The sequence below is a fragment of the Salicibibacter cibi genome, assembly GCF_016495865.1.
Taxonomy (GTDB): domain Bacteria; phylum Bacillota; class Bacilli; order Bacillales; family Marinococcaceae; genus Salicibibacter; species Salicibibacter cibi.
Map to the genome: position 1 here is coordinate 1635843 of NZ_CP054706.1, position 11986 is coordinate 1647828.

The window sequence follows — 11986 nt, forward strand, 5'->3', positions numbered from 1 at the left end:
AGTACCATAAGCGGTCGTTTGTGGTATCTTTATGTAAAAAGGAAAATGAGCATATACGTTACATTTAATAAAGGATTGGGATAGTATTCAATAAAGGTATGGGTGTACTAATGGATATAAAAACATTATGGGGTTTAAGGGTACAGGAATATTCTAAAAAAATGTTCAGATACTATTCAATAATTGGAGCAAATGTTTTTTATTTTTTTCTGATCATAAGCAGTATTTTTATTTATTATTTTAATTTATTTCTACAGTGGTTACCTCTTCAACTATCTGTTGAAGTAATCGTATCACTATTTGTAACCTACATTTTAATGCGATCAAAAGTTCGCACTTTTGTTAAAAGGGCAGATATCCCCTTTTTGTTGCCATTAGAATGGCGTTTGAAGAACTATTTTATTAAATCACTTATGTATAGTTTTGTTATTGATGTTATTAAATTGGTAAGTTTCTTTACTGTTTTTTTATCCTTATTTTTGCACGCAACTAGTATAAATCTTCTCTTTCTTTTTATTATAGTGGGGGTTGCTGCTTATAACATTTTAATGAAGTGGATTGAGCAATGGTTAGATAGCCATGTACAACTTGTGTTACATAGGTTGAATAGATTTTTTTTACTATATTTAATGTGTTATTTTTTGCTTGGAAATGACTGGATTTATGTACTTGCATTAATGAGTATAAATTTCGTGTATTTGATTTACTTTACAAGAAAAAAAAGAAAGTTAAATTGGCAGTGGCTAATAGATGAAGAAGAAAGTGCCTTAGTAAGAAATTACAAATTTATTAATTTTTTCATAGATGTCCCTAATCTTAAACGTTCTTTTCGGCGTAGACGATTGCTCACAATGATTCTGAAAAGATGTATCTCATATAGACAGAGTAATACATTCGTATATCTATATTCACAATTATTTGTAAGATATAATGATTACTTTTACCTTTATTTAAGACTGACTGTAATTGGCATATTTGTTAATTATGTAATACCAACAAGTGGATGGGTTTTTAATCTCCTAATTCTAATTATGACAGGATTTCAAGTAATTCCTTTGCAACATGAAATGAAGCAAAATGTCACACTTTATCCTATTTCAAAATCTCAGATAAAAGATTCTTTCTTAAAGTTTGTCTTGGTCATGCTATATACTCAATTTTTTATTCTATATTTCGCAACGTTCATGCTTACTTCTACTGCTAACGTATTCAACCTTATAATTGGAAGTGTATTTGTTTATGTATTTGTATATTTCTTTGTATCAAAGAGAGTCAATGTCTCAGGAAATGCCACTAAAAAATAGCGTGGTATTCAATTAACGGAGTGCATTAGCTTGATAAGGGTAGATCTATTGTTCCGTTAAAGGGCGCGATTGTTGAATAAAGGGACTATTATACCGTGCGAAACGTTGCCAATCCGTTGCCAGTTGACCCCAGAACATTAAAAATGCGAGTTTCGGTAAACACCTGGAACCCGCACTATGAAAGTATTTATACTGGAGCTTCCTGCCGGACTCGAACCGGCGACCTCATCCTTACCATGGGAAAATAAGAGAAATATAAGCAATATTTATGAATGAAACCGAGGAAAATCACCACTTTTGGAAAAGGTATTGACCATAAAGAGCATATAAAGTGATGAAGTCGTCATTGTTTCGTCACTGAAATGGAGAACAGTTACATACAATGAGCTAATTGCGCTGTTCCAGAATCCTTGCCACGTAACGGCTAAGGGTAAGGAGAAAATAAACTTTCCCCCAAAATTCAATATACTCATGGGCTTAGCGACGTCCAAAAGCATTATGTTTGAAAAATCGACCCCAAAGCATAAAAAACAGGTGAAACCGCGCCGCCAGTAGGTTACAATGGTTATAGCCAAACAATTGAACACTGGAATGGAGGGGTCACCTGTTATGGGTATTATACCACAAATGAGTTTATTTTCGTGGGAAGATCTTGAGGATCTCGGAGATTTAGAACGTTTACGTTTGGTGCTGGACTATTTGCCGGATGAAGCGTTGATGAAAACGTTGGAGAAAGAACGATATAAAGGCCGCAATGACTACCCTGTTCGCGCGGTTTGGAATTCGATGCTTGCAGGGGTTGTCTTTGAGCATACAACGATTGAATCATTACGTCGGGAATTGAGCCGCAATGGGCAACTACGTGCATTGTGTGGCCTTCATAACGTTCCCCCTGCTTATGTGTATACGCGTTTCCTCAAAAAGCTTTTGGCACACGAATCAAAGGTAGAAGCGATCTTTGAAACGATGGTGGAACAGTTGAGCGATCTCCTTCCTGATTTCGGGAAGTCGCTTGCGATCGATGGCAAGGCGGTCGAATCTTTTGCAAAGGGTAAAAATAAGCATGAGGACCCCGACGGGCGCCGTGATACCGATGCCGATTTTGGAAAGAAAGCGTATAAGGGGAAGCACAAAGACGGGACGATCTGGACTAAAGTCGTTAAATGGTTCGGCTATCAAATCCATCTGATCGTTGATGCGGCCTATGAGTTGCCTGTGGCTTATTCAGTCACGAAAGCATCGGTTCCCGATATTAACGCCGGTCATGATATGATCAAGGATCTGACAAAGGAACGGCCTTGGATCTTGGAGCAAGCAGAAACACTTGCCGGTGATCGCGGTTACGATGACACCAAAATGCTTGAGAGGCTGTGGGATGATCATCGTATCAAGCCTGTGATTGATATCCGGAACATGTGGAAAGATGGCGATGAAACCCGTCAATTAATGGACATTGAGAATGTCACTCATGATTACAAAGGTACGGTGTACTGCCACTGCCCAGCGACCGGGAAAGAGCGCGAGATGGCAAATGGAGGCTTCGAAAAAGATCGGAAAAACCTCAAGAAGCGTTGCCCGGCCAAGCAATATGGCATCACCTGTGAAGGGCAAGCGGAGTGTCCGGTTGCCCAAGGGATTCGGATTCCGCTCAAAAAAGACCGTCGGATATTCACACCGATCGATCGAGCCAGTTACACATGGAAGAAGGAATACGCGAAACGAACGGCCGTGGAGCGCGTGAACAGCCGGCTTGATGTTTCTTTTGGCTTCGAACAGCATACCACGCGCGGGCAAAAGAAGATGAAAATGAAAACCGGGTTAGCCCTGTGCACCATGTTGGCAATGGCTATCGGTCATAACCAGGAAGGGCGACCGGAAAAAATGCGAAGCCTGGTGTCCTGAGTAATCCACATGTGGAGAAGGCGGATTTTTAAAAAGGCTCTGTGGACAACAGGATACCTGTGTGTCCTTTTTAGAGCATAAAACCGAACAATATTCGATCAATACCGACTATTGTTCGTGTAAGGGAATTTCAAAGCGATTTTAGCAAAAAAGCTAGGTAAAACCTGGTGCTGTCTTTACGCCTAAAACGAAAAAATTCTTACAACGCAAAAAGCTCACAATTAAAATAATTAGCTGTGTAAAGGTTTTTGATGTTAATGTGGAAATGTAAGAATTACTATTCAACAATCGAGGCCAGATTGTTGAATAACTCTGACTTGAAAGAGGTGTGATTGGGGTGGTTAATCCGTTCTTAGTGATTCTTTTAATTATAGTTGTAGTGATCTTTGATTATTTCGCTCTTGATGTGGATCAACAAAGATGGGGATGGCTTAAGAGTTTGTCAAAAGGGGCGGGGATTAGGTCTTTGATAATTCTGAAATGAACGTATTTTTGGCATAAGTATCGAGAGAGGATGTTATGGAAACTAAGGTGAAAACTCTAAAAGCATGGCTTATCTTATCAAGTGTTTTTTCTCTGTATTACTAATTATAATGGCTGTTTTAGCGATGAACACTCTAAGTATTACATATGTGGTAACGATTATTCCACCAATAATAGTAGTTATGTTTATCCTCGTACAACAATACAAAAAAGCAAAGCTCGAAGAATCTACGAATGGCTAAATAAAAGTACCGTAATCGAGTCGCGATTGTTGATGACGCATTAGAAATCGATCAAACTTTTGTATAGAAATTAAACCTCACGAAGAAAGAACCTATTTTGATCACTCTTTTTTCAAAAATGGACTTTTCTGTTTATGCTAATAAGGATTTGTGAGGTATTTTTGATCAAACTTTATTTTAAAGCTATACCTTGGATATGATGATTTTAAAATCAATAGGTTATTGTTATATTACTGAAAAAACTTGGAAATTGGTGCTGAAACGGGTAAAATAAACAGAGACATTTTATAGATTATGATAGACTTTTGTTGTGGTTTAGGCTTTATCTTGGCTAAATTGTAACGCACAAGGGGGAGGTAATTTGAAATGAGGGTGAATTTTTTAAAGAAAAAACCATCTCACGATGATCCCAGATTACAAAAAGAAATAGAAAGGTTAGAGGAAGATCCAGAATTCCAAAAATTATTAAAGAGTCGACGAAATATTAAAATTTTAAGTGTATTAATTGAACATGTTGTACCTGTGACAGCAATCTTCCTGCTTTTTATTTCATTTTTTATATTTCAAGATAACGAGTTTTTTGTAAATTCATTAGTATTAGCTTTGAGTCCCATTATAATTTACTATGTATATTCAATCTTTAATTCAGCATTAGATTCTGATGAAATTAAAAGACCTAGGGTAAAATATCCGTTCATTGCAGATTGGATTAGCGAAATGAATGACAATGACGATCCGATTTCTAGTTATGTTTCCCATACAGAATTTAGAGAGAAAAAGAAAGATAAATATAAAGGTAATCATATTAACAGTATTGATGTTAGTGGGAATTTGCATTTTATTAGAGATAGTATAATTGAATATTGTTATGAGTGGAATCAGGGTGATAATACTCTAAGGATGATGAGAGCTTACTATGGCAATTTAACTACTAACAACAAAAAACCTATTGTACAAACAGTTTTAGGGTTATTTTTAGTCTTATCAGTTTTTGCTTTACAAGGAATAATTAGTGGAGATTATATTCCCATAGTACTAAATATAGAAATCTCAGGTTTCACATTAATCATTAGTACCTTATATGTAATAGTAACGGTAATGAAAGATACACTGAGAAAACAACGGAGGTTTACTCTAATTTACAATATAATTAATGAACTAATTGAAGAAAATAACAAAAAAGAACAAACCGATGGAAAATCCATTTAACAAAAGTTTTCCAATACAGGAATCGTTTTTATTATGTTTTCTTGCTGTAATACTTATTTTAGGGCTCAAGCGAGATACCCTGTGGGGATTCAAAATAAAGTTTGCAAAGGTTTACCCCTTTGAAAATGCTTCAAAGGGTATTTTCACGGAAAACAATATTCCACAATAGAAGCGCGATTCTGGAGTAACAGGGATTGCGCTCTCAAAACATATTGTGGAACATCACTATGTTGGGATTGGGAGAGTTTTTATGTTAAACAATAAAGGGTTTAATTTATGGGCAGATAACTATGATGAAACAGTTCAGGTTAGCGATGAAAAGGATCGTTATCCCTTCGCAGGATACAAGGAAATCCTTAATACAATTTTTGATGAAGCGATGCAGAAAAGAAATTCTACAGTTTTAGATGTCGGGTTTGGAACAGGGGTATTATCAAGTGCATTATATGAAAATGGACACCAAATTGATGGTATAGATTTTTCATCTGAGATGCTTGCTATTGCAAAAACTAAAATGCCTCATGCAAATTTGTTAGAGTGGGATATTTCAAATGGTCTACCACCTGAAATTACTGGTAACAAATATGATTCAATTATAAGCACATATACCTTGCATCATCTTGGAGATCAAGAAAAAATATCGTTCATATCCAATTTGCTATCTCTTCTTAAAAAGAATGGTGAAATTTTGATTGGTGATGTTTCTTTTGAAACAAGGGATGAACTTGAAAAATGCCGTTTAAATAATATTGATAACTGGGATGATGACGAATTTTATTTTGTTTACGATGAAATTAATTCTTCATTAAAGAGCGAGTGCCAGTTTTATCCGATTTCTCATTGTGGTGGCGTATTCATCATTAAAAAATAATCACGTCTAAATATTGGTACCCGTGTAACTATATCAGCTTATAAAAGAACTGGACTATTCCAGAATCGTGGCGCTTTTGCGGAATAAGAATAAATGGCCTTTCTTGCGGAAAAGAGGCCATTTAATTGAATAACAGTATTCATCGGAGGCGATCAATTTGGCTGAAGTTACGTTGAAAACACATAAAGTTTATAATGCGAAGGAAATCTCTAAACTTTCTTCACACGAAAAAGTACAAGATGCACTAGGATTAAGTGCTGAGCATACATCTGTTGAAGGAACCGAGGCTTTCATAAACTTTGTCAATGAGCAAGAATTACAAGACAATGTATATTCAGTTATTATGTTCAATGGATCTGAATTTGCGATTGGAGCACATGCTGCAAATAATGTGATGCTATCGACTTTCTTGGCTTTAGAATATAATGCACTTGGCATTGAAATATCTTTATGGACAGTATTCTATTCTATTCTAATTCAACCTTCATCATGACAGTATGGATGATGAATATTTTGTGGTATGTGTTGGTTTTTGTTGCAAGTAGAATGCTACCAGCGAAAGATCAATGTACTACTTGAAAAAGAATGATTTAACTATACCGCAATCGGGCGCTTTTGCGGAATAAAAGTTGTACCAGGATCACGCTTTTCGGAATAATTAAAGGTAGGGGTCTTCATGATGGTCTACAACATTTTAATGAAAATGAGCTTTTTCCTTGCTGGAGTTAGTATGATCATTCAATTAGTATTTCTTGATTCAGGACTAGGATTTTTCATTGGTATGTTGTTTTTTGTTTTAGCTATAATTTTGTTGGCTATTGGAAACAAAAAAATATCTCAAAAGCAGAACGATGAACAAAAGCATTAGTTAGGCAAACGAGCGTAATTGTTTAAAATCATCGCCTGTATCTATGAATTCGGCAAGATTGGGGGTTGAACATTATTTTAGGTGCATTGTTCTTAAATGGGGTGTACTTGCCATAGGAGCAAAGAAAATGAGTCATAAAGATCTTAAAACCAAGACGTGGTGACAACTTCTTGTTTGAGATTGAATGGCTTACACTGTTAATCTACAATTTACCTTTTTCCTTAGCTCGGCCATTTGTAATCATCGTTGGAGTGGGCTTTTTCAGGTCTTGGTTTGTTCCTGATTGTTTAATACAATTTATACCGCAAACGGTCAGCAATAGGTAAGCGTTTGACGTTATCTCCGGCTTTTCCCCTGCTCCACACGGAGCGTGCTAGTTTCCCAGCACTCCGCGTTCCATCTAACGACATATACTTGACCATAAGTTCCCCGTTACTTTCGTGTTTAGGATTGCTCGATTTTTGATAATCTACAGTTTTCTCTATATCTGTTGATCTTTTCAAGCATAGATGCAGTAATACTATACCGACGGAGGAGCATCTTTATCTTCTCTTTGTCGGTATAATGGATGAGTCGGTGTATATCTTTATGAAGGATTCGTAAGTTGTTGAATTGATCGGTTCCACCTAAACATGTTGGGGTATAATGATGGCAATGGACGTCTGAAGCCAGCAAGTCATTGCCTGTGATTTCGCATTTCCCCATTTTCATGCTATATCGGCTGATCCGATTATCCATATACTCCACACTTCGATTCGGAAGCGTTGAGGTCATCAAAACGCCAATCTCACGTTGGATATCAGGACGTAGCTGTTTGTGTATGCCTTCCCTGCCTTTCTTCGTGTAAGGCGTAAGCGCAGGAGTAAACCCCCTAGTGTTCGCCGTTTTCACGTCGGCAAGTGGAAATAAATACACACCGGCGATTTTGAACGTTTTGAAACCCAAACTATAGAGCTTATGATAAACTGGTGGCGGATTGGCAGGATGTTCGTATCTCCCGACCGGCTTGAGATGGTTATAGATATAGGCTTGTAGATCATAGGCAAGACGTGAGAACTCTAGATTTACTTTTGTGGCTCGTCTAAAATAATGATGAAGTCCTGAAACAAAACTGTTGAAAAGGAGCGCATTGAGTGCAGAAGGTGAAGCTTTGATCCTTCGAATATGCTCTTTCGCTTTTTGCTTGATTTTCTGCTTTTTATTTGCTTTGATCCCTGTACGCGCGACTCTCTTATTGCCCTTTTTATCCGCACGGATGGTGAACCCGAGAAATTCCGATTCCCTTTTCCGCATATTCACAATATGGGATTTCTCTGGCGATATATCCAGTTTCAAACGATCTCTCAGGTATAAGCGAACCGCATGATACCATTTCTGTGCCGTTTCCCCATCTTTACAGAGGATTTTAAAGTCATCTGCATAACGGATAAGGTAACCTTCTTTGAGTCGGCTGCGTTTCTTGGCATTTCTTTCCCCAACTTTGGATTGATAGGGCTTTGACAAAGGGAAGAACTCCCATTGACCGGCGACCCATTGGTCTAAATCATTCAACACGATATTTGAAAGTAAAGTTGATAACAATCCACCCTGCGGTACGCCGCAGGTAGGTTTACCTTCTCCATCAATTTCCGCCTTGAGCATTTTCGAAATGCAAGCCAAGACTTTTCGATCTTGCACGCCCAAGTGCCATAGTTGCTTAATGAGTAACGTATGGTTAATATGGTCAAAGAAGCTTTTTATATCAATGTCTACCACGAAATGGAACTGGGCAGTATTGATCAGCGTTTGGATTCTTGCCATTGCATGATGGGCAAACCGAAGAGGGCGAAATCCATCGCTGTGATTGTAAAATTGCGCTTCCGCAATCGGTTCCAGCACTTGTTTAAAACATTGCTGGATCATACGGTCGAGTATACATGGAATACCCAGTGGTCGCCATTTTCCGTTATCTTTTTCAATCCACTTCCTTCGGACTTTCTTTGGGCAATAGTTTTTGAGTTTGTTTCGGACTTCAGTAATTAATTCTTCTTCCGACCACGATTTTAAATCGGCGATGGTTTTCCCATCGGTTCCCGATGTCTTTGAACCTTTGTTGGATTTGATGGTCCGATAGGCTAAAAGGATATTTTCCCGTGCTGTGATGACATCATAAAGACGAGAAAAGCTTTGGCGTTCGATGGACTTTTCATACAAATCCGTAAATGTTTCCGTCATATCGTAGTAATCCCAATAACGTAAAGCTTGCATTGTGGCATCCCTCCCGAAAGAGTGATGTTCCCACGTTCTTACCCGATCGATGCAATGCACGTTTGGAAAATGATCGTTCCATTCGCTAGACTTGGGGCTATTCCTCCCCTCCCATTACAGGAGCTTCCTTGGTCATGCCCCTACCCTCGCAAGGATAAATGCCTTTCGACATTAAGTCTTATAGCAACCATTTCGGATGACAGTCCTTGTTTCAATGGTCCTTGTTTTCCAAGTCCCTTACAACTTAGCTTTAGATACTGGACGTAGGTGTTCCCTCTAAGCCTGTGAGCTGGATACCGCCGTTGTTCGGTATAGCGTGTTTCAGAGCGCCTAGTTTTACTTCACACCACTCACGCCATCGTTAAATGGCCTATAGGTTTCCCTATAGTCAAAATCTAGACCTGTATATTCGGGCGTTCGTCAGTTTCCTTCTGTGGAAACCATTCTCACCCTATCCAGTTTTTCAGCCGTGCGGCATATCCGTCGGCATACCTTCTCTTTTCCCGAGTGGCTCCAGCCTTCGTTCTGCCGAATCTACCTGTACTTCAAACCCCGTAACCTGTCCGTTACGACGCATGCAGGAGGATTGACGGGATGGTTTCGGGAAACGTGGTTCCGTCATTCCCATCCTCGGTTGTAAAGTTAGGGTGTCTTTTAAAACCCTCTGTATTTCGCGCTATAAAGCGTTTATAACAGAACTTGTCGAGCGTGGCGCTTTTGCGGAATAAGAATAAATGGCCTTTCTTGCGGAAAAGAGGCCATTTAATTGAATAACAGTATTCATCGGAGGCGATCAATTTGGCTGAAGTTACGTTGAAAACACATAAAGTTTATAATGCGAAGGAAATCTCTAAACTTTCTTCACACGAAAAAGTACAAGATGCACTAGGATTAAGTGCTGAGCATACATCTGTTGAAGGAACCGAGGCTTTCATAAACTTTGTCAATGAGCAAGAATTACAAGACAATGTATATTCTAGACAGATGTCCTGAATGTAATCAAGTGATTAAGGTGGTTGACGTTATTGAGAATATCTAAACTGTTTACTTTAGTTATAGCATTTATGGTGTTAATTGTCGTTGAACCGTTTCTTGCAACTGTTCAAAATCGAGATTTAATGTCTGGGTATCCTGCTTTAGTTGGTGGGTTTATTTTATTTGTTGCAGTTCTTATAGGATGGAGATTATACACTATATCAGCAAGAGCAAAAGCACAAAGGAATCTAGAAAATGAAAAAAATGTAGGAGAAAAAAATAATCATGATGAACTCAATGAAAACCAGTATATATACCAGGAGCCACTTCACCAGTTAGATCATCAGCCGGTGCGTATATTTAATAAAAAAGGGCATCCGAGTGCTATATTAGACATACGTTTCAAGAATAATTGGGAAAAATTAACAAGTGTAACAGGATTTATGGATTATAGCAATATTCTAATAAAATTGGCAGATGGGGAAGACATCGTCTATTTTCAAACAATGCCTATTAGAAAGTCGTTACGTAGGTATAAGTGGAAGGTTTTCCTAAACAGAGAAGAGCATGCAATATTAGAGATGGAAACTGGGATGAAAAATTTAAAAAGGGGATTATCATTTAAGTGTTTCTATCACGTAGAAGGAAAAACATACGTACTCGAAACCTCGAAATTTGGAACTAAAACATTAATTTACCTAAAAGGCAAAGAAGGTAACCCTGTTTTCCATAGTGAACGATCATTTATAGGTATGGGTAAAAAAGGTAGGGATGAAAGTAGAGGGCGAAAACATTTAATAGATGATGTGAAAGATCCATATATCTCCTTTATAGAAAAAGTAGGAGTTTACCAGCAAATCATTACAAGGATAAAATAGTATACCACACTTTCCGGAGGTTATGTGATGAAGGAAAATAATATCGAGATATTAAATGTAAATAAAAAAATTGGAAAAAAACATTTGGTCAAAGAATTAAATTTTAATGTTAGTGGCGGGGAAGTATTTGGATTTATTGGTCCAAATGGTGCTGGTAAAACAACAGCGATCCGTATGATGGTTGGTTTGATTAATATATCCAGTGGAGATGTGAGGATTTGTGGACATAGTATCATTACTAATAAAAAAGAAGCATTAAAAAATATTGGAGCAATAGTTGAAAAGCCCGAGATGTATCCTTTTATGACTGGGTATCAAAACTTGAAATTTTTTGCAGAAATAAGTGGTGGGACGTTTAAAAATATCCAAGAGATGATAGATATAGTTGGGCTTCATGACAGTATAAATGATAAAGTTTCTACTTACTCTCTTGGTATGAAGCAAAGATTAGGGATTGCTCAAGCTATGTTACACGACCCTAAAGTCCTTATATTCGATGAACCAACAAATGGTCTAGACCCCGTCGGTATAAGAGAAATAAGGCAATATATTCGAAGAATTGCAATAGAAAAGAAAAAAGCAATTATTGTATCGAGTCACTTAATGAGTGAAATTGAACTCATATGTGATCGAATCGGCATTATAAAAAACAGTGATCTATTGGCTGTGGAGAATGTAAATAAAACATCAGAGAAGATGTATAACATAAAAACTGTTCAATTACAATCAGCGTTAAATTGCCTCAGACAAAACCAATATAACTCAATGATTAAGAACGAACAACTTTTTATTCAATGTGATTATAAGGAAATACCTGAGGTTATACGATTATTAGTTAATCATCAGATTGATATCTATGGGTTTGAAGAAAAGTCACACAACCTTGAAGACAGATACCTTGAATTAACAGCAAGGACTGGAAAAGGTAAATAAAATATGAATAGATTAATAAAAGCTGAATTAAGAAAAGAAATGTTGTGACTGCTAAACTAAAGTAGACAGTTTCC

The 11986-nt window shown here is 37.3% G+C and carries 10 protein-coding genes; 9 read left to right on the plus strand and 1 reads right to left on the minus strand.

Annotation, left to right across the window (positions count from 1 at the left end; genetic code table 11):
• Positions 1-161 precede the first annotated feature (161 nt).
• From HUG20_RS19970 to HUG20_RS08435, 6 genes are all read left to right on the plus strand, one after another.
• Complete coding sequence (locus HUG20_RS19970; RefSeq protein ID WP_425504115.1) at positions 162-1304, plus strand: ABC transporter permease; 1143 nt, start codon at positions 162-164, stop codon at positions 1302-1304.
• 609 nt (positions 1305-1913) lie between these two features.
• Positions 1914-3206, plus strand: coding sequence for a transposase (locus HUG20_RS08415; RefSeq protein WP_200090080.1), 1293 nt, complete (start codon positions 1914-1916; stop codon positions 3204-3206).
• A 1091-nt stretch (positions 3207-4297) separates the two neighbouring features.
• The gene (locus tag HUG20_RS08420; RefSeq protein ID WP_200090082.1) at positions 4298-5140 is read left to right on the plus strand and encodes a hypothetical protein; all 843 of its coding nucleotides are present in this window, start codon (positions 4298-4300) and stop codon (positions 5138-5140) included.
• Between the two features lie 250 nt (positions 5141-5390).
• The gene (locus tag HUG20_RS08425; protein ID WP_200090083.1) at positions 5391-6011 is read left to right on the plus strand and encodes a class I SAM-dependent methyltransferase; all 621 of its coding nucleotides are present in this window, start codon (positions 5391-5393) and stop codon (positions 6009-6011) included.
• Positions 6012-6168: 157 nt separating this feature from the next.
• A complete protein-coding gene (locus HUG20_RS08430) occupies positions 6169-6504 on the plus strand; it encodes a hypothetical protein (RefSeq protein ID WP_200090084.1) in 336 nt (111 codons plus the stop codon).
• A gap of 186 nt (positions 6505-6690) precedes the next feature.
• Positions 6691-6879 carry a hypothetical protein gene (locus HUG20_RS08435; protein WP_200090085.1) on the plus strand — a complete coding sequence of 63 codons (189 nt, stop codon included), beginning with the start codon at positions 6691-6693 and terminating at the stop codon, positions 6877-6879.
• Between the two features lie 444 nt (positions 6880-7323).
• Here HUG20_RS08435 and ltrA read toward each other — a convergent pair whose 3' ends face one another.
• A complete protein-coding gene (gene ltrA / locus HUG20_RS08440; RefSeq protein ID WP_200090086.1) occupies positions 7324-9126 on the minus strand; it encodes a group II intron reverse transcriptase/maturase in 1803 nt (600 codons plus the stop codon).
• Between the two features lie 798 nt (positions 9127-9924).
• Here ltrA and HUG20_RS08445 point away from each other — a divergent pair.
• The 3 genes from HUG20_RS08445 to HUG20_RS08455 are packed head-to-tail and all read left to right on the plus strand — an operon-like array spanning position 9925 to position 11912.
• A complete protein-coding gene (locus HUG20_RS08445; RefSeq protein WP_200090087.1) occupies positions 9925-10119 on the plus strand; it encodes a hypothetical protein in 195 nt (64 codons plus the stop codon).
• Between the two features lie 32 nt (positions 10120-10151).
• The gene (locus HUG20_RS08450; protein ID WP_200090088.1) at positions 10152-10979 is read left to right on the plus strand and encodes a tubby C-terminal domain-like protein; all 828 of its coding nucleotides are present in this window, start codon (positions 10152-10154) and stop codon (positions 10977-10979) included.
• Between the two features lie 27 nt (positions 10980-11006).
• Positions 11007-11912: an ABC transporter ATP-binding protein gene (locus HUG20_RS08455; protein ID WP_200090090.1), complete on the plus strand. Its 906-nt coding sequence runs from the start codon at positions 11007-11009 to the stop codon at positions 11910-11912.
• The last annotated feature ends 74 nt before the right edge of the window (positions 11913-11986 follow it).

Coding starts and splice junctions, on each gene's coding strand:
- HUG20_RS08455 (WP_200090090.1), top strand. CDS start 11,007: ATGAAGGAAAATAATATCGAGATATTAAATGTAAATAAAAAAATTGGA.
- HUG20_RS08420 (WP_200090082.1), top strand. CDS start 4,298: ATGAGGGTGAATTTTTTAAAGAAAAAACCATCTCACGATGATCCCAGA.
- HUG20_RS19970 (WP_425504115.1), top strand. CDS start 162: ATGTTCAGATACTATTCAATAATTGGAGCAAATGTTTTTTATTTTTTT.
- HUG20_RS08435 (WP_200090085.1), top strand. CDS start 6,691: ATGGTCTACAACATTTTAATGAAAATGAGCTTTTTCCTTGCTGGAGTT.
- HUG20_RS08415 (WP_200090080.1), top strand. CDS start 1,914: ATGGGTATTATACCACAAATGAGTTTATTTTCGTGGGAAGATCTTGAG.
- HUG20_RS08425 (WP_200090083.1), top strand. CDS start 5,391: ATGTTAAACAATAAAGGGTTTAATTTATGGGCAGATAACTATGATGAA.
- ltrA (WP_200090086.1), bottom strand. CDS start 9,126: ATGCAAGCTTTACGTTATTGGGATTACTACGATATGACGGAAACATTT.